Origin of the sequence: Marivirga atlantica (genome assembly GCF_016734805.1) — a bacterium.
GTDB lineage: Bacteria > Bacteroidota > Bacteroidia > Cytophagales > Cyclobacteriaceae > Marivirga > Marivirga atlantica.
In genome coordinates this window covers 173,304-192,434 of the sequence record NZ_JAERQG010000004.1, presented here as the reverse complement: position 1 = coordinate 192,434, position 19,131 = coordinate 173,304, and the positions used below count along the sequence as shown (strand labels likewise).

The window sequence follows — 19,131 nt, the reverse complement described above, 5'->3', positions numbered from 1 at the left end:
TAAAAGCATTAACGCGTGTAACGGGAGGACTTTTATGTTTTTTATATAAACGGTAGATGCACAACCACCATTAATAGTTGCATTTTTTTATCTTTGATTTCGAAGAAAATTAAATAAAAGATAATTTATGATGATGAAAAGCATAAAATACTGGAGCATGCTCATGCTCTTTTTCATAGCAAGTTCAGCCACGCTACTTGCTCAGGATGGCTTTGGTAGTTTCCAGGAAGCTATGACAGGTGTTCGTCCATTTTATGGTAACTCAGGCCCGGGAAATGTTAACTGGATTAATGAAGGAACAGCTTATTCTTTTACGGAACGAGGCGAAAATGGTGCTCAGTTAATTAAAACCCATGATAACAAGTCTGGAGAAGAAGAATTAATATTTAGCACAGAAGGCTTGAAGGTACCGAGTTCAGAAGATCCATTCTCTTATGTTTCTTTCCAATGGTCTGATGACTCCAAGTTTTTATTGTTTCAAACAAACTTCCGCCCGGTGTGGAGAAGATCTGGTATATCAGATTACTATTATTACAGCATAGAAGATAAAACTTTGGCACTTGTAGCAAAAGACGCACAAACGGCAGAGCTTTCTCCGAATGGTAAAATGGTAGGTTATGAAAGAGGAGGTAATCTTTTTGTATTCAACCTTGCTGAGAAAAAAGAAACACAATTGACTGATGATGCAGAGGATGGTTTTTACAATGGTCGTTTCGGTTGGGCTTACGAAGAAGAATTTGGTTTAGCCCAGGCATGGGAGTGGTCGCACGATAGTGAGTACATTGCATTCTGGCAATCAGATGAGCGTGAAGTACCTATTTACCAGATGACTGATTATCAAGGCACCCATAAAGAATATGTGAAACTGCCTTATCCACAAGTGGGAGATACTAATCCTACTGTGAAGATTGGCGTAATAAATGTATCAGCAAATAGTAAGGAGTGGATGCAGGTGCCATTGAACGATGGTTATATCCCGAGAATTTACTGGACTGCTGAAGAAGCTAAATTAGCGGTAATGCAGATGAACAGAGCGCAAACTGAAATGCGCATCTATATGGCTGATGCCAATACAGGAAAAGCTAATATGATACTTGAAGAAACTTCTGATGCCTGGATCGATGTGTTCGATTTCTTCGCGGGTATTATGCACTATGCATTCTTCCCGAAAGACTCAAAAGAGTTTTTCTGGATCACTGATAAAGATGGTTATGCACACCTTTATAGATACGACTATAATGGCAAATTAATGAATCAGGTAACAACTGGTGATTGGGAAGTAGTTTATGTACATGCAGTTGATAGTAAAAAGAAGAAAATCTATTACACTTCAACTGAGGATTCACCATTGGAAAGACAATTGTATGTAGTAGGCTTTAATGGTAAGGGTAAGAAAAAACTTACAGAGCAGAAGGGAAGACATAACATTGATATGGCTCCTGAAGCAAACTACTATATCGACAGATATTCTAATACACAAACCCCAACTAAAGTAGATTTAAGAGATGCGTCTGGTAAGTTGGTAGTTCAGCTAGAAGACAATAAAGAGGTTGTTGATGCAGTAAAAGATGCTCAGTTTGTTAAGCCGGAACTTTCATCATTCACCAACTCTTCTGATGATCAAATTGATATTGCCATCTATAAACCAGTAGGTTTTGATGCGAATACTAAATACCCGATGGTGGTTGATATTTATGGTGGACCTGGTGCACAATCAGTTTACAACCAATGGAGTGTAAATGCATGGCATCAGTACTTGGTAAATAATGGCTATGTGGTTATTCAAGTGAACAACAGAGGTGGAGGCGGTTATGGCCGTGAATTTGAGAAAGTTGTTTATAAAAACTTAGGTCATGCAGAAGCACAGGATTTTGCAGATGCTGCTAAGCATATGGTAAGCTTGGGTTATGTAGATGCTGATAAGATCGCTATCAGAGGCCACAGTTACGGAGGGTATATGTCAAGTTTTACCATCTTAAATCATCCTGACGTATTTAAGGTATCAATTGTTGGAGCGCCTGTTACAGATTGGAGGTTATATGACAGCATTTATGCGGAAAGATATATGGGCTTAAAAGAGGACAATGAAGAAGGGTATATTAATTCATCTTCAACTACTTATGCTAAGAATTTAGAAGGTCATATGTTTATTGCGCATAGTACTATGGATGAAAATGTTCATGTGCAGAATACTTTCCAGTTAGTGAAAGGCTTAATTGATGCAGGTAAAGACCATGATTTAAAGATTTTCCCTCCGGGAGCTCATGGAGTAGCGTATAACTATCCAAGTTATTTATTATTGATGAATAACTACATCAATTATTTAGATAGATATTTGAAGTAATCTGGTGATTCTCACGAACAAAAAGGCTGCTCAATTTTGAGCAGCCTTTTTTATGAGCTTTAGTTTCTTATTTCCTTTTTCTTCTGATCCAACTTATAAACATATAGAGTAGGGTACAGATAATTCCTATAGTTATTGTTCTGATTAGTGTTATGATATTTAGCAAGGCGCCAAATAATAAAACTTCTATCAGCCCGAATATTAATACAAAACTTATAAAAAAGGATAGATAGCGCTTTGCTTTCAAATAATTTGCTTTAGTAAGTCATGTTTTCCTGGCTATTCAAGAAGGACATAATCCCAACGCCAAAAATAATGCTAAACAAAATTGATAGTACAATACCTATTGCAAAAAGTACAAGAGCTGCCTTTGCCCAGTTGGCTTTATTGGGATTGGTATTACTGCCGAATGCCCATACAAAAAGCATAACAAAACCTACTAGAGGGATTGCTGTGATAATTAATGTTACTATCCAGTCGCCTACAGAGAGTGGTTTGTGATCAGTTTGGTTTAATTCATTCATGGTTTTTGATTTTAGTTTACTGTTGAAGTTATAGAATTTATTCAAACAGTGCAAAAGCATCCACGAAATCAACCAACAAAAAAAGGTCTGACGAATAATCGACAGACCTTAATATAGTAAGTATTGTTTAGCTTAGTTTACAGGCTCAACAGATACGTATGATCTGTCTTTTCTACCTTTTTTAAACTGAACTACTCCGTTCGTTAAAGCGAATAATGTGTGGTCTTTTCCCATACCAACATTTTCACCCGGGTGGTGAGCAGTACCACGCTGACGTACAATAATGTTACCAGCTACGGCTGCCTGACCTCCAAAAATTTTTACTCCTAATCGTTTACTTTCCGATTCTCTTCCGTTCTTGGAACTACCGGCTCCTTTTTTGTGTGCCATAGTTTATATTATTTTGAAATTTTTTCGATTAATACCTTAGTAAAATCCTGACGGTGTCCGTTTCTTTTCTTGTAACCTTTTCTTCTCTTCTTTTTGAAGACGATTACTTTATCACCTTTTACGTGTCCAAGAATTTTTCCTGACACCTTAGCACCTTTAACTACTGGTGCGCCTACTTCAACCTTTCCATCGTTATCTAATAACAATACTTTGTCGAATTCTACGGAAGCGCCATCTTCACCCTCCATTAATGGAGCGTAAACGAACTGGTCTTGCGTTACTTTGAACTGCTTTCCGGCTATGTCTACAATTGCGTACATTGAATAATTGTTAATTATAAAGTGTTTTTCCCTCAAAAAGGACTGCAAAGATAACTATATTATCAATAAGTACAAAACATACATGTAAATATCTTATTAGCTCATATTATCTTAATGCTAACATTTTAACAGCAGCTTAATATATGCTTGAATAAGCATATTGTTCGAGCATTTTTCTTGTCTTATAGGGCTTTTGGTGTTTTAGGTCAGCTTTATCGCTTGCTTTGCTTGCTTAGTATGCTTGATTTGCTTTAATTTGATGTGCAGTTTGAACTTAATTACAGCCAAGCTTATGAAAGTTAATATTCCTGAGAAATATACTGATTTATACGTAAAGGCACTTGAAGACAAAAAGAAAGTTTTAAATCAAAAGATCAGTCAGTTCCAGGCTGAAATAGCCGAGATAGATGCCCACCTGGCAGGTTTATTGAACTTGCCGCTTTTTCAGGATAATGAGCAGCAGAATCTATTGCATCAAAAAACAAATGCTTATTACGATCAGTGGCCATGGACTAAGAAAATAGCCTATTTTATAGAGTTTAGGCGGAAATTGGTTAAAACTAATGAGGTGGTAGAGTTTATTGTTGAGAAGGAACCGACCCTTAATAAAAGTAAGGTAAGGAGTTCAGTGTCAGCGGCTTTATCCAATAAAATAAAGAAAGGAGCCTATAAAAAGTTCGAAGACCCCGTAAGTGGTTCAACCTACTATGGACCAGCTAATTACTTTTTAAATCAGCACGAACCGCAGATTGAAAACATGCCCGATGACCTTAAAGAGCGCTTGTTATATAATAAATAACTGAGGTTATTTTATGTAATATTCTTAAATAAATACAACAGCTTTTTGCTTGTGCTTGTGGAAAACTTTTAAAAAATAATTGCAACCCTAAATATACTTTCTGAGAGCCGAAGTTATCTTGAAATAAATACATATAAATCATTGTATTTTAGACACTTAAGGACTTATCCACATACTTGTGTACGTAACTTTTTGGGCTTTGAATTTAGTCACTCATTCTTAATATTTGTAAACACAGAAAACAAATAGGGGGAGTTTTTCAGCGTGTCCCAGCCTGTAATTTTTGCTAACTGTCTTGTACAGAAATTATTAGTGAAATTATCTCCTCGGTTTTTTGTAAAGTTTTAACGATCAAAAAAAATTATAGAGATGAGTGAGGTATTAGCCAATCAGGAAGAACCAATTTTAAAAGAGAACAAAAATCGTTTTGTACTTTTTCCCATTCAACACCCTGATATTTGGGACTTCTATAAAAAGGCGGAAGCGAGCTTCTGGACTGCGGAGGAAATTGATCTTAGCCAGGATATGAAGGACTGGGATAACATGACTGATAATGAGCGTCATTTTATTAAGCATGTTTTGGCCTTCTTTGCAGCTAGCGATGGTATTGTTAATGAAAATTTAGCGGAAAACTTTGTAGCTGAAGTACAATATACGGAAGCTAAATTTTTCTATGGTTTCCAGATAGCGATGGAAAATGTACACTCAGAAACTTACTCTTTATTAATAGACACTTATGTAAAGGATAATAAAGAGAAGAGTGGCCTTTTTAATGCGATAGACACGATGGACTGTGTGAAGAAGAAAGCAGATTGGGCTTTACGTTGGATTGATGAAGGTTCTTATGCGGAAAGATTGATCGCTTTTGCGGCAGTTGAAGGTATTTTCTTTTCAGGTAGCTTCTGTTCTATTTTCTGGTTAAAGAAGAGGGGCCTTATGCCAGGGCTTACTTTTTCAAATGAGTTAATCTCAAGAGATGAAGGCCTTCATTGTGATTTTGCATGTTTGTTATACAACAACCACCTTGTAAATAAACTTCCTGAGCAAACTATAACGGATATCATTATTGATGCTGTAAAAATTGAGCAGGAATTTGTAACAGATTCATTACCTGTAAACCTTATTGGAATGAATGCTGAATTAATGAGACAGTACATTGAATTTGTAGCCGACAGATTGCTTTCAGAGCTGGGTTGCAAAAAAGTGTACAATGCGACTAATCCTTTCGATTTCATGGAAATGATTTCCCTTCAGGGAAAAACAAACTTCTTTGAGAAGAGGGTTGGAGATTATCAAAAAGCAGGAGTGATGAAAAAGGATGATGATTCTACAGCACGCTTCTCTTTAGATGAAGATTTTTAATCTAGACTTTAGAAATAAAAGTCAAGAACCAAAATTGGGTGTAAGTAACCTCAATACCAGTTACTCCATACTCGATACTAATTATAATAACCATTAACACCACAATAGCATGTTAGTATTAAAAAGAGACGGAAGAAGAGAGTCCGTTAAATTTGATAAAATTACCAGCCGCATAGAAAAGCTATGCTATGGGCTGGACTTAAATTACATTCAACCAATTGATGTTGCTCGTAAAGTAATCAATGGTATTTACGATGGCGTAAGCACGCAGGAGCTTGATAACCTGGCTGCTGAAACAGCTGCTTCCATGACGGTAAAGCACCCTGATTATGCTAAGCTTGCAGCCAGAATAGCTATATCAAACCTACATAAAACTACTTCAAAGTCTTTTTCAAGTACAATGAAGCGTTTATACACTTATGTAGATGCTAAAACTGAGCAAAATGCTCCTCTACTTTCGAAAGAAACTTACGGCATTATTAAAAAGCATGCTGCACAGTTAGATTCTGCTATTATTTACGATAGAGATTTTGGATACGACTACTTCGGATTCAAAACTTTGGAGCGTTCTTACCTGATGAAGGTTGATGGTAAAATTGTTGAGCGTCCGCAGCATATGTTGATGCGTGTAGCAATTGGTATCCATGGTGAAGATATTGATGCAGCTATCAACACCTATAATTTAATGTCAGAAAAATGGTTTACACATGCTACACCAACATTATTTAATGCGGGTACTCCTAAACCTCAACTCTCTTCATGCTTCTTGTTAACAATTCAGGAAGATAGTATCGATGGTATTTACGATACACTTAAACAAACAGCAAAAATCTCGCAGTCAGCCGGTGGTATAGGTTTAAGCATTCATAATGTAAGAGCAACAGGATCATATATCAAAGGGACAGGTGGTGTGTCTAATGGTATAGTTCCTATGCTAAGAAACTTCGACATGACTGCTCGTTATGTAGATCAAGGTGGTGGAAAACGTAAAGGTTCTTTCGCGATTTATCTTGAGCCTTGGCATGCTGATATCTTCGATTTCCTTGACTTGAAAAAGAATCATGGTAAAGAAGAAATGAGAGCAAGAGATTTGTTCTATGCCCTTTGGGTTTCTGATTTGTTCATGCAAAGAGTTGAATCTAATGCAGACTGGACACTATTCGATCCGAATGAAGCCCCAGGTTTAGATGAGGCTTACGGTGAAGATTTCACTAAGCTTTACGAGAAATATGAGCGTGAAGGTAGAGGTAGAAAAACCATTAAAGCGCAGGATTTATGGTTTGAGGTGTTAGAATCTCAAATAGAGACTGGTACGCCTTATATGTTGTATAAAGACTCGGCAAACAATAAATCTAATCAGAAGAATCTGGGTACTATCAAATCTTCAAACCTATGTACGGAGATTATGGAGTATACCTCTAAAGATGAAGTGGCAGTTTGTAACCTGGCCTCAATAGCGCTACCAATGTTTGTTGATAAAGATGAGCAAGGAGCACCTTATTTTGATCACCAGAAGTTATATGATATTACCTATACAGCAACTAAAAACCTGAATAAGGTAATTGATGTAAACTATTATCCAGTAAAAGAGGCTGAGAATTCAAACATGCGCCACAGACCAATTGGTTTAGGTGTTCAAGGCTTAGCTGATGCTTTTATATTGATGCGTTTCCCGTTTGATTCGGAAGAATCACGCAAGCTGAATAAAGAGATATTTGAAACGATCTACTTTGCAGCTATGTCAGCATCTAAGGATTTGGCTATTGCTGAAGGTCCTTATCAAACGTATAAAGGCTCTCCGGTATCAAAAGGTATTTTCCAGTTTGATATGTGGAATGTAACGCCAACTGAAAGATGGGATTGGACTAGCCTGAAGCAAGAAGTGAAGAAACATGGTGTGCGTAACTCCTTATTAGTGGCGCCAATGCCAACAGCTTCTACTTCACAGATTTTAGGTAATAACGAATGTTTTGAGCCTTATACTTCAAACATCTATACCAGAAGAACTTTGTCTGGCGAGTTTGTAGTAGTGAATAAGCACCTAATGCATGATTTAATTGAGCTTGGTATCTGGAATGATAACATGAAGAATAAGCTGATTGCAGCTAATGGTTCTGTTCAGGATATACCTGAAATTCCTGCTCATATTAAGGAGCTATACAAAACTGTTTGGGAGATTTCTCAGAAGTCAGTAATTGATATGGCGGCAGATAGAGGAGCTTATATCTGTCAGTCGCAGAGTATGAACTTGTTCATGCAAGATCCTAACTTTGGTAAGTTGACTTCAATGCATTTCTACGCATGGAAGAAAGGCTTGAAAACAGGTATGTACTACTTGAGATCGAAGGCTGCTACAAGTGCTATTCAGTTCACGGTTGATAAATCACAATTAGGAGAGCCAAAGCCGGAAGAGAATACGCAGCAGGATATTAATACTAATACTGCAACAAAAGTGAATCGTCCGGCTCCTAATCAGGGCAACACTCCTGCATCAGGTAATGCGCCTCAGGCACAAACTGCGGAAGACGATTTAGCAGCTTTAAAGGCAGCGCAAGTAGCCTGCTCACTTGATGATCCTGACAATTGCGAAATGTGCGGATCTTAATTTAATACACGTTTATTTATTCATATCCTGAAGCCACCTGAGAAATTGGGTGGCTTTTTCATGCTAATAAAATTTAAAACTTAATTACAGAATTATCATGTTTGGGAAAAGAACCTTAGCTTATTTACTTATTTTAATCAACTTCATATGGTTGGCAGTAAACATCTATGAGTGGCAAGCAGAAATTAGTCCCTTTTCAATTTTCGGTTTAATTGGTCCGCTATTTAACGGTGGTCTCGGTGTTTATCTATTATCTGAAAATAGTAAGAGAGATTAGTACCTCATAAAGAAATTTTCAATCAGATTTTCTGAGATTCCCTTTTTCAAGGGAATGACGTCAAAACGCATATCTTAATTCCCTTAGAACGTCATCCTCGCGAAAGCGGGGATCTTTTATTTCAACCAGAGGTTGAAAAATATTTAATCTATTTTTATAGGGTTAGGCAATTTATCAATTATCCGATCAGTTAATAGATAGTTAAAAAAAAACATCCACACTTAACTATCAACCACTATGAAAATTAAAGCATTAGTATTCGTTAGCCTGTTTGCCTGCATACGCTTAAATGCTCAGAGCAATCTTTATTTAAAAGCAGATCTATCACACGTAATCGACCGGGTAGAAACTAAAAATTTCGATAGTAATATTACACAACCTACGGCCTACTCAAACATTTCAACCTCTTTATACTTTGGCCATCAATTTAAGCCTTATTTATCTGTAGAATCAGGTATTATACATAAGCCCTATACCAATGGATTTAGAGTGATTATAGATGAAAGAACAATTCAGGCTACCAATGAGGAGGTGATAAATAGATATCAGATTCCAATTAGATTAAACATCCATACAAATCTGAATAATGAAAAATTATTTTTTGATGCCTCCCTGGCATACCATTTAGGCTTTAATCCTAACGATAATATTAGAAGTGAAAGGATTTCGGCAGGGGAAAAGACTTTTGTTATCAATAGAGACAGTAATACAAACTACCATCTTGTTGAAATCAGAACAGGTATCAGTTATCAAATTGCTGATGATTGGTCTCTTTACTGTGCCATTTCTTTGATGCAGGGCTTTAGCCAAGTAGAACGCACATCTATTAGTGAATATGAAGGGAATGAGAAAGTTGATAGCAATGTCTTTATAGATAAAGGTAACTACATAAATATGGCACTCGGTTTCTGCTATCGCCTTAATAATTTAAAGAAATTGATTTAAATTTCCATAGGGAGTACAATTTATCAATTATCCGATCAGTTAATAGATAGTTAAAAAAAACATTCACACTTAACTATCAACCACTATGAAAATTAAAGCATTAGTATTTGTGCTCATCGGTCTATTATCTTTTTCTAGACTTAATGCACAGGGTAAGTTTTATACGGCTTTTGAGTTTATGGCTACCAAAGACAAAGCCATAACTTCGTATTCAAACCGAATCAAAGGGCCTGATTTATCTTATATCGAGGCACCGGCAGTGAGTTTATTGCTAGGTTATGAAGTATTTAACTGGTTACATCTGGAAACAGGATTGATATCTAAATCTTTTTATGATGGTTACTCTACCTCTAAACATGCAGGAGGTTATACTTCAGGAAATAGAATTCAAATACCAATTAGAATAAAATCAAATATTGCAATTATTAAAAGAAAGCTTTTTCTACAGCCGAGTGTAGCTTATCATTATGGTGAGTCAGGAGAAATTATACAACCATTAACCGAATTTTCTTATGGCAGTCAAGGTAATTCTTCAGGATATAATGAAAATGTATCTGCCTTTAGGCAAGTTTACACGAACATCTACGATTTAGTTGAGGCAGGTCTTGGGCTTAATTATTCAATCGATAAAAGATGGTCAGTTTATGGGAATTTTGCTTTATTAATGGGACAACAAACGATTAGCAGGCATAATGTGCAGTATGAAAATAGTAATGGTGTATCCGAATCAAATACTGTAATTAATAATGGTAGTTATAATGCTTTCACCTTTGGTTTGAAGATGAATTTAGGAAAATCAAAGAACCAGAAAGTTTAACCTAAACGAATCAACTAAAATGAGAACCAAATTATTTATATTATTCATTAGTGTCTTTGTAGTAAAGTACGCTGTAAAAGCACAGAATAAGCTTTATATAGGGTTAGAAGCTTCTATAGTACAAGATCAGTACACCTTAAGTAATCCGGAGAGCTCAATAGAACCGCCTTACCCACATTTTGTTGAACCAGCTACCACCTTTAATATAGGCTATCAATTAAATAGTTTGATCTCAATTGAAACAGGTTTTACCTACAAGCCATTTTCAACCGGTTATATTATCAGAATTGATGAAAATAATACATCAGGCACCAATTTATCCATTTTAAGTAGGTTTCAAATTCCTTTGCGGATCAATTCAAAAATTGCCTTGCTTAAAGATAAACTGTTCCTTAATACCACCTTAGGCTATCATATTGGGTTTAATCCTAATTCTTACAAAGCGTTAGAATTTATAGGAAGCACTGGTGATGGTTACACTATAGAGAAGCGTTACAATAAGAGCTATGGTTTGTTAGAAACAGCCATAGGACTAGAATTCAATCTAACTAATAAATGGTCAATTTATAACACAATTGGCTTAATGCATGGATTAAAAGAGCTTGAAAGAACAAGAATTAGTGAATACCAAGATTTTCAACGTATGCAAAGTAATACCATAATTGATAAAGGAGGTTATCTGAATATTGGATTTGGCTTTAGGTATAAGCTTAAATAATTAGATAGGTAAAACATAAAAATTAAAATAAAAATTGTAATTATTTTAATGTAAAATTTCTTTCTGTTATATTTGATTCATCAATTTAGAAATTCAAGATATGTTAAAATTAAAATCACTCAGACTAAGCCTGTTAAGCTTAATTTTTATAGCACTTTTTGCTTGTAAATCAGATGATGAAGTAGCTCCGGAAGAGGAAGATCCAATTGAAGCTTTAGAGTTTGACGCGCAAAATCCGCCAGTTGAGTTGCCATCAGCTATGCAAAACTCATCAAATCAATATACAGCAATTGTAAACGGTTTTGCGGCATCTGTAAATGCTTTAACTACTTATAATGGCTATTTTCAAGTTCCTGAAGGTGCCGAGTATAGCACTACACCCATCACAGGAGTTAATGAAAGAACTGCAGCTTCATTCCGTGTATATACATGGACAGCGAGTGACGGTGTTAATTCAGTCACTTATGCCTATCAACTAAGTGAAGATAATGATGATTATGTATTTGAGATATTCTACAAATACAATTCAGATAATTATTACAAACTATTGGAGGGAAGAGAAAGCAAAGGCGATTTAAGAGTAGGTAGCCTAAGCTGGTACGGTTTAGAAGAAAATAGTGGTGTTTTATTTTCATACAATTGGGAGGAATTTGTAGATGGGTCATTTAATATGACATGGAGTTCTAGCAATGAAAAGGTGATTTTTAATATAGCTTCAGATGGTTCAGGATCTTTGGGTATATATGAAATCAATAGCTCAAGTCAATCTATAATAACTTCTCAAATTATCTGGAATGCGGCTGGTACAGAAGGTACATACATTACTTATAGTGATGGAGTAGCAGTTGAAACAATCAACTGGACTTCATAAAAGAGAATTTGTTTGTTTAAATTTTGGTTTGTTAAGTCCTGGCGCGAGCGTCAGGACTTTTTTATTTATAGCTGATTGAGGCTAAGGGATTTACCTAAATTTTGGTTTAAGTTATATCCTGATGTTTAGAAGTGGGTTATTCATCAATTTTACTATTGTAAAATAAAAACCGATGAAGACTCTACTTAAATTATTAATCCTTTATTTATTAATGGTGATTCTGCCACGCCATCTTCAGGCGCAGGATGCCTATTTCTCACAGTTTTACGCTAACCCTGTATTTCTGAACCCTGCTTTTGCTGGTTCAACAGGCCAATCAAGAGCGGTAATTGCGCATAGAAGGCAATGGGCTCAACTTAGTGCTTACACTACTACCTCCTTTTCATATGATATGCCTTTGGGTGAAAGTTCGGGTATGGCTTTGCAGGCATTGAATGACATTCAAATGGATGGTGTAATTAAAAATGCTAAAGCCGGTATTTCTTTATCTCACAGATTGGTATTAAACAGAAATCAAATGATAGGTTTTGGTCTTTCAGCTAATTATTTCCAGAAGCGTTTTGACTGGAGTAACCTGGTATTTGAAGACCAGATGCGATCAGGAAGCAATAATACTTATCCGACAGAGGAGCGTTTTGGTAATGCCAATAATAGCTTGTTTGATTTAGGAGTTGGTGCTATATTTTCCTCAAACAATTTATTAGCAGGAATTAATATTAATCATATTAACAGACCAAAAGAAAGATTTAATCCGGAATCACAAAATGCAGTTCCCGTGCGTTATACCCTACATGCAGCCTATACCTTTCAACAATATTTTTTCGGAAGAAAAAGCTTCAATATTACGCCTAGCGTGATTTATGAAAAGCAAGGTGCTTCCGACTATTTGAATGTTGGTGCCTATTGGAGCAACGATATACTTACTTTAGGTAGTTGGTACAGAGTGAACCAGGCGATGGTTTTTACTGCCGGTTTATCCTTTAATCAGTTAGGTCTTGGGTACAGCTACGACTATTTCTTGTCAGAGGCGAACACAAATTTTGGTGCTACAAATGAGTTTACCTTGAGCTACACCTTCAGTTTCAAGCAAAAGGAGAAACGTAAGTATTTAGGTAAATGTCCTGATATCTATAAGCAACTAAAATAAGGATGTGTCCGAACATATAAATATTCATCGGAAGATTGTGTCTATAATTTTTCTTTGCTGCCAAATGATGTAATTTCGCTACACATCATTTTAAGCATTATGTCACAAGCAGCATATATAATAGATATAGTTAGAACCCCGGTGGGGAAATTTGGTGGGACTTTAAGTTCAGTAAGGCCAGATGACTTAGCCGCACATATTATTAAAGCACTCATTGAAAGAAATCCTCAACTTGATTTGTCAGAAGTTGAGGATATTATTTTTGGAGCAGCCAATCAGGCAGGCGAGGATAACAGAAACGTAGCACGCATGGCCGGACTAATGGCTGGGTTGCCAATTGAAACTGCAGGACTTACTGTTAACCGCTTATGCGCCTCTGGTTTGCAAGCTATTATGGATGCTAGTAGAGCTACCATGCTTAATGAAGGAGGAGCCTATATAGCGGGCGGTGTTGAAAGCATGACACGTGCACCTTTTGTAATGGCGAAGGCTGAAACTCCGTTTTCAAGAAATGCTGAGATTTACGATACTACCATTGGTTGGAGATTCCCAAACCCTAAACTATCAGCTATGCATTATCCCTTTGCTATGGGTGAAACGGCTGAAAATGTAGCTGAAAAATGGAAAATAAGTAGAGAAGAGCAAGATGAATTTGCCCATGGCTCTCAACTAAAATATGATGCAGCTCATAAAGCTGGTAAATTTCAAAGTGAACTCATTTCGGTAAGTATTCCTCAAAGAAAGACAGATGATATTGTTTTCGATAAAGATGAGCACCCTCGTTTATCATCAGTAGAAAAGCTGGCTTCTCTAAAACCAGCCTTCAAAAAGGATGGAACTGTTACTGCTGGAAATGCTAGTGGCGTTAACGATGGTTCAGCAGCTGCTCTGGTTGTTTCAGAAGCAACTATGAAGAAATACAACCTAAAGCCTATTGCCAGAGTGGTTTCAATGGCCGTGGCTGGTGTAACGCCAGATTGTATGGGAATAGGGCCTGTGCCTGCTACACAAAAAGCACTTAAAAGGGCAGGCTTAAAAATAAGTGATCTTGATTTAATTGAGCTCAATGAAGCATTTGCTAGCCAATCTATAGCTTGCATGCGCGATTTAGAGCTAAATCCTGAAATCGTCAATGTAAACGGTGGTTCCATTGCCATAGGTCATCCATTAGGAGCGAGCGGTGCCCGTATTTCTGCTACGCTACTTCATGAAATGCAAAAAAGAGAAAATGTAAAATATGGATTGGCAACCATGTGTGTAGGTGTAGGCCAAGGTGCAGCAGTTATTTACGAGAAACTTTAAGCTCATGGATATTCAAAAAGCAAAAAGGATTGCTCCTTTTTTATACTATATACCAACTATCATAGTTGTTGGATTCAGGGTACTTATTCCTCATTATTTTTTCCTTGCGATTATCATTCCTTATTACGCAGTGTCTTATTACCTGATCAACAAAACACCTAAAGAGGAGCGGAGCAACATCGACTATTTTAGATTAGTATTTCTAACAATCATACATTTAGTACTCTATACATTAATGTTCTGGAGGTAATTATAATATTCACTAAACACCAAATCAATGAAAAAATATAGCTTTCTGTTAATACTGTCATTTTTTGCTGCGCTATCAGTTTCAGCCCAGAAAATGATTACGGTAGATGATATTTACCAAAAAGGTGTATTCAGACAAGAGTCTGTTTACAATGTTAACTGGATGAATGATGGTAAATACTATTCAGCATTAGAAGACAACCAGATTCGTAAAATTGATGTAACCTCAGGTGAAACCACAGAAGTGCTGGTTGATGGTGATGAATTGGAGCCAAAGTTGAATATTAGAAGCTATTCATTCAGCGATGATGAAAGTAAACTTTTACTAGCGACCGATATCAACTACATCTACAGACGTTCCTATACTGCAAAGTATTATGTATATAATTTGAGTACAAAAGAGCTTAAGCCATTAGCCGAAGGAGAGCAGATGTATGCAACCTTCTCGCCTGATGCCAAGAAAGTAGCTTACGTATTTGAAAATAATATCTACATAGTTGATCTAGCTTCGGGCAAAAATACACAGGTAACCAAAGATGGTAAAATCAATGAAATTATCCATGGTGGATCAGATTGGGTGTATGAAGAAGAATTCTATATCACCAAGACATTCTATTGGTCACCAGATAGCAAAAAGCTAGCCTTCCACTCAATGGATGAAAGCCATGTGAAAGAATATACCTTGCAAAAGTGGAATGACGGTCACCTTTACCCGGAAAACTATGTGTATAAGTATCCGAAAGCTGGAGAAAGAAATAGCATCGTTTGGGTATCAGTATATGATCTCAACTCAAAGAAGACCATTAAAATGGATACTGGCGAGGAAGAAGATCAGTATTTGCCGCGCGTTCAATGGACGCAGGATTCAAATTTGTTAAGCATCATCAGAATGAACAGAAGGCAGAACATTCTTGAAATTCTACATGCTAATGCTAGTACAGGTGAATCAAAAGTGGTACTAAAAGAAGAGTCTGATACCTATGTAGCTTTAAATTATTGTGATGATTTAACCTATTTAAATGACGGTAAGCATTTTGTTTATTCATCAGAAGAAGATGGTTATAAGCACCTTTATCTCTATAAAATGAATGGTGATAAAGTACGCCAGATTACTAATGGTAAGTGGGAAGCTGTGAATATTGTGGGTATTGATCAAGAGACTGATCAAGTGTATTACATTAGCACGGAGGTTTCTCCGCTTGACAGAACTTTTTACAAAATTGGGCTAAATGGAAAAGGTAAAGTGGCTTTAGCCGAAACGGAAGGTACTACGAGAATTAATATGAGTCCTGATTTTAGTTATTACCTAAAATATTACCACAATCAGAATAAACCTTTGAAAGTAAGCTTACATAAAACAAAAGGTAATAAAGAAATTAAAGTTTTAAAGGATAATGCGGCCTTAGCTGAAACAGCAAAGGAATATGGTTTGGTTGATAAAGAGTTTTTTCAATTTGCTATTGAGGATGGAACAGAATTAAATGCATATTTTCTGAAGCCGGCCGATTTTGATGAAGACAAAGAATATCCGGTAATAGTTTACCAATATAGTGGTCCAGGTAGCCAGGATGTGGAGCATGCATGGGGAGGTAGCCATTATTATTGGCACCAAATGATGGTTCAAAAAGGCTATTTAGTATTAGTAGTGGATACCCGAGGTACAGGAGGTCGTGGTGAACGATTTAAAAAGATGACCTACCGAAACCTTGGTAAGTTTGAAACACTTGATTTGATATCGGCAGCTAAATATCTGGCTGATCTCGATTATGTTGATGATAATAGAATAGGTATCTGGGGTTGGAGTTATGGAGGCTATATGGCAGGTAATGCCATTTTAGATGGTAATGAAGTTTTCAATGCCGCAGTATCTGTTGCAATGGTTTCAAACTGGCGCTTTTATGACACCATTTATACTGAGCGCTACATGGATACTCCACAGAATAATCCTGAAGGATATGATAAAAATTCTCCTCTAAGCAAAGTTGATAAGCTAAAAGGAAAATACTTAGTGATTCATGGTACCGGTGATGACAATGTACATGTTCAGAATTCCATCGTATACCAAGATGCGCTTTTAGAAGCTGGAAAACAGTTTGAGCTTTTTTACTATCCTGATAGAACACATGGTATCTATGAAGATGGCGCAAGACCACATTTATTTAACATGATGACCAATTTCTGGTTAGAGAATTTATAAAGTAAAAATATATTATGACTTATAAAGCAAACGACCCTTCACTAAAATCATGGATTAATGTTCCAAAGGATTCTGACTTTCCTATTCAGAATTTACCATACGGAATATTTTCAACCGATAAGAAATCACCCAGAGCAGGTGTGGCAATCGGTAATTTTATTCTTGATTTGGTTGAAATACAGTCTGCACAATTATTCAAAGAATTAGAACTACCTGAAAGGATCTTTGATCAACCAACGCTTAATGCCTTTATGGATTTGGGCAAAAGTGTGACAGTTCCTGTGAGAGAAAGAATTTCAGAACTTTTAAGAGAAGATAATTCCGAACTACAGGATAATGACCAGTTAAAAGATAAGGCACTAATCGATCAGGAGGAGGCTACTATGCACCTGCCGATTCAGGTGGGCGATTATACAGATTTTTATTCTTCTGAATCTCACGCTACCAACGTAGGTACCATGTTTCGTGATCCTGATAATGCCCTGCTTCCTAACTGGAAACACATACCGGTAGGTTATCATGGCAGAGCATCTTCTATCGTGATTTCAGGAACTCCACTGCGTAGACCAAATGGACAGACCAAAGCACCCGATGCAGATGCGCCATCTTTCGGTCCATCCAAGAGAGTGGATTTTGAATTAGAAATGGCGTTTATTACTTGTGGCAAGAATGAGTTGGGAGAGCCGATTTCAACTAAAGATGCTCCAGATCATATTTTTGGTTTTACTATTTTTAACGATTGGTCAGCCAGAGATATTCAAGTTTGGGAGTATGTGCCACTAGGTCCATTCTTAGCAAAAAATTTCGGTTCATCCATGTCGCCATGGATAGTAACTATGGAAGCATTAGAGCCATTCAAAGTTGCCGGACCCAAGCCAGACCCTGAAGTTTTCCCTTACTTAAAATTTGATGGTAACTATCACTTTGATGTGAATTTAGAAGTAGCTGTGCAACCAAAAGGTGCTGAGGAGAAGGTGGTAACTAATTCCAACTTCAAATATATGTATTGGAATGTGGTGCAGCAGCTGGCTCATCAAACCATTAATGGCTGTAACATTAAAACTGGTGATGTTTATGCATCAGGTACTATCTCTGGACCTGAGGAAGGTACTTATGGTTCTATGTTGGAAGTAGCCTGGAAAGGTACTAAGCCTGTTGCTATGAGTGATGGTAGTGATCGTAAATTTATCCATGATCACGATACAGTAATCATGAGAGGTTATGGTGAGAAAGAAGGCGTTCGCATTGGCTTCGGAGAGGTGCGAAGTGAAATTTTACCTGCAAAGGAAATAAAGTAGCCTATATACTTGTGCAATTTTAACTAAATAGCTAGTATTGCACTCCCAAAATCAATGAGTCGTTAGCGGTTTTTTTGATTTGATTTTTTCAAAGAGGTAATTAATGATTAAGAATTGTTAATTACTAATTGAAAAAAGGGCCTATAGCTCAGCTGGTTAGAGCACTTGACTCATAATCAAGGGGTCCCTGGTTCGAGCCCAGGTGGGCCCACAACGAAAAAGCATTCTTGGAAACAAGAATGCTTTTTTTGTTTCTTACTGATAAGATTCAAGCGCTTTAATAAAATTATCCTGTTTTGAAGGGTTTATGATCAGCGGTACTAAAAAGCATCCCAGACCTAAAATTAGAGAAGGCGATACGCTTGGTGAGGAAGAAGTTGATCCTCCTGGCGGTGGCGGATCTTCGTTAGCAAATTGGGCAATGCCATTTATTAAGAAACCAACTCCTGCTCCATATAGAATTAGTTGAGCAATCTTGGCAGTGTTGGCTTTTTTCAAAAACTTCATTGATTCAGCATTATCTTGCAAATCATGTTTCATGAATTGATATTTTGCAGGCTTTATCTCTCCATCATCTTTTCTATAGTAATCCAGTTTCCATGTGAAAGAAGCTCCAGTGCCAATATTCTGCTGAGTCATTGATTCAGTAAATATTTCAATTCTTTCAGATTTAAAGGTTCTCCGTAGCCATATCTTGGAAGCTCTAAAATCAGTTGTCTCAAAATAAAGACTATCACCATCTTGATTTATTCCTTCTATCTTTTTTACATCTTTAGCCTTTAGAACTGGTCCATTCTCATCATGTATTCTTACAACGGCACCTTTAAAACTAGCATAATACAAATAAGCATAGTTTGTTCCGATTACTTCACCTGAGTTTAATTCGACCTTAATAGGGGAATAAAATTGACCATGAAGTGAAAACGAAAAAAGTATTAATAGAATGAGTATTGTATGCTTCATATT

18 protein-coding genes and 1 tRNA gene are annotated in these 19,131 nt (G+C 36.6%); 15 read left to right on the top strand and 4 right to left on the bottom strand.

Annotation, left to right across the window (positions count from 1 at the left end):
* The first annotated feature begins 133 nt into the window (after positions 1–133).
* The gene (locus JKP34_RS15140; RefSeq protein WP_236665021.1) at positions 134–2,344 is read left to right on the top strand and encodes a S9 family peptidase; all 2,211 of its coding nucleotides are present in this window, start codon (positions 134–136) and stop codon (positions 2,342–2,344) included.
* Between the two features lie 257 nt (positions 2,345–2,601).
* On the opposite strand, the gene JKP34_RS15135 is transcribed toward JKP34_RS15140, so the two are convergent.
* The 3 genes from JKP34_RS15135 to rplU all read right to left on the bottom strand — a co-directional run bounded on the left by JKP34_RS15135 (position 2,602) and on the right by rplU (position 3,578).
* Entirely contained in the window at positions 2,602–2,868 is a 267-nt protein-coding gene (locus tag JKP34_RS15135) for a hypothetical protein (protein WP_201923321.1), read from the bottom strand.
* A gap of 132 nt (positions 2,869–3,000) precedes the next feature.
* Positions 3,001–3,258 (bottom strand): 50S ribosomal protein L27, encoded by a 258-nt coding sequence (gene rpmA, locus JKP34_RS15130; protein ID WP_201923319.1) that lies wholly within the window; start codon positions 3,256–3,258, stop codon positions 3,001–3,003.
* 8 nt (positions 3,259–3,266) lie between these two features.
* On the bottom strand, positions 3,267–3,578 hold the full coding sequence (rplU, locus tag JKP34_RS15125; protein WP_201923316.1) for a 50S ribosomal protein L21: 312 nt from the start codon (positions 3,576–3,578) through the stop codon (positions 3,267–3,269).
* Positions 3,579–3,870: 292 nt separating this feature from the next.
* Here rplU and JKP34_RS15120 point away from each other — a divergent pair, with 292 nt between their 5' ends.
* The 14 genes from JKP34_RS15120 (at position 3,871) to JKP34_RS15055 (ending at position 18,376) form a co-directional block, all read left to right on the top strand.
* Positions 3,871–4,377 carry a hypothetical protein gene (locus JKP34_RS15120; protein WP_201923314.1) on the top strand — a complete coding sequence of 169 codons (507 nt, stop codon included), beginning with the start codon at positions 3,871–3,873 and terminating at the stop codon, positions 4,375–4,377.
* A gap of 369 nt (positions 4,378–4,746) precedes the next feature.
* Complete coding sequence (locus JKP34_RS15115) at positions 4,747–5,739, top strand: ribonucleoside-diphosphate reductase small subunit (RefSeq protein WP_201923311.1); 993 nt, start codon at positions 4,747–4,749, stop codon at positions 5,737–5,739.
* A 109-nt stretch (positions 5,740–5,848) separates the two neighbouring features.
* The gene (locus JKP34_RS15110) at positions 5,849–8,344 is read left to right on the top strand and encodes a ribonucleoside-diphosphate reductase subunit alpha (RefSeq protein ID WP_201923309.1); all 2,496 of its coding nucleotides are present in this window, start codon (positions 5,849–5,851) and stop codon (positions 8,342–8,344) included.
* Between the two features lie 97 nt (positions 8,345–8,441).
* Complete coding sequence (locus JKP34_RS15105; RefSeq protein WP_201923307.1) at positions 8,442–8,621, top strand: hypothetical protein; 180 nt, start codon at positions 8,442–8,444, stop codon at positions 8,619–8,621.
* 237 nt (positions 8,622–8,858) lie between these two features.
* Positions 8,859–9,566 (top strand): hypothetical protein, encoded by a 708-nt coding sequence (locus JKP34_RS15100; RefSeq protein ID WP_201923305.1) that lies wholly within the window; start codon positions 8,859–8,861, stop codon positions 9,564–9,566.
* An 85-nt stretch (positions 9,567–9,651) separates the two neighbouring features.
* Positions 9,652–10,383, top strand: coding sequence for a hypothetical protein (locus tag JKP34_RS15095; RefSeq protein ID WP_201923303.1), 732 nt, complete (start codon positions 9,652–9,654; stop codon positions 10,381–10,383).
* A gap of 19 nt (positions 10,384–10,402) precedes the next feature.
* Positions 10,403–11,101: a hypothetical protein gene (locus JKP34_RS15090; protein WP_201923301.1), complete on the top strand. Its 699-nt coding sequence runs from the start codon at positions 10,403–10,405 to the stop codon at positions 11,099–11,101.
* A gap of 100 nt (positions 11,102–11,201) precedes the next feature.
* Positions 11,202–11,972, top strand: a complete 771-nt coding sequence (locus JKP34_RS15085; RefSeq protein WP_201923298.1) for a hypothetical protein — start codon at positions 11,202–11,204, stop codon at positions 11,970–11,972.
* Between the two features lie 172 nt (positions 11,973–12,144).
* Positions 12,145–13,119, top strand: a complete 975-nt coding sequence (locus JKP34_RS15080; RefSeq protein WP_201923297.1) for a PorP/SprF family type IX secretion system membrane protein — start codon at positions 12,145–12,147, stop codon at positions 13,117–13,119.
* 99 nt (positions 13,120–13,218) lie between these two features.
* Complete coding sequence (locus tag JKP34_RS15075; RefSeq protein ID WP_201923295.1) at positions 13,219–14,421, top strand: acetyl-CoA C-acyltransferase; 1,203 nt, start codon at positions 13,219–13,221, stop codon at positions 14,419–14,421.
* A gap of 4 nt (positions 14,422–14,425) precedes the next feature.
* Positions 14,426–14,671, top strand: a complete 246-nt coding sequence (locus tag JKP34_RS15070) for a hypothetical protein (RefSeq protein ID WP_201923293.1) — start codon at positions 14,426–14,428, stop codon at positions 14,669–14,671.
* Between the two features lie 27 nt (positions 14,672–14,698).
* Positions 14,699–16,867, top strand: coding sequence for a S9 family peptidase (locus tag JKP34_RS15065; protein WP_201923291.1), 2,169 nt, complete (start codon positions 14,699–14,701; stop codon positions 16,865–16,867).
* Positions 16,868–16,881: 14 nt separating this feature from the next.
* Positions 16,882–18,165, top strand: coding sequence for a fumarylacetoacetase (gene fahA / locus JKP34_RS15060; protein ID WP_201923289.1), 1,284 nt, complete (start codon positions 16,882–16,884; stop codon positions 18,163–18,165).
* Positions 18,166–18,302: 137 nt separating this feature from the next.
* Positions 18,303–18,376: transfer RNA gene (locus JKP34_RS15055), tRNA-Ile, on the top strand.
* Positions 18,377–18,420: 44 nt separating this feature from the next.
* Here the strand turns inward: JKP34_RS15055 and JKP34_RS15050 are convergent.
* Positions 18,421–19,128 carry a hypothetical protein gene (locus JKP34_RS15050; RefSeq protein WP_201923287.1) on the bottom strand — a complete coding sequence of 236 codons (708 nt, stop codon included), beginning with the start codon at positions 19,126–19,128 and terminating at the stop codon, positions 18,421–18,423.
* Between the last annotated feature and the right edge of the window lie 3 nt (positions 19,129–19,131).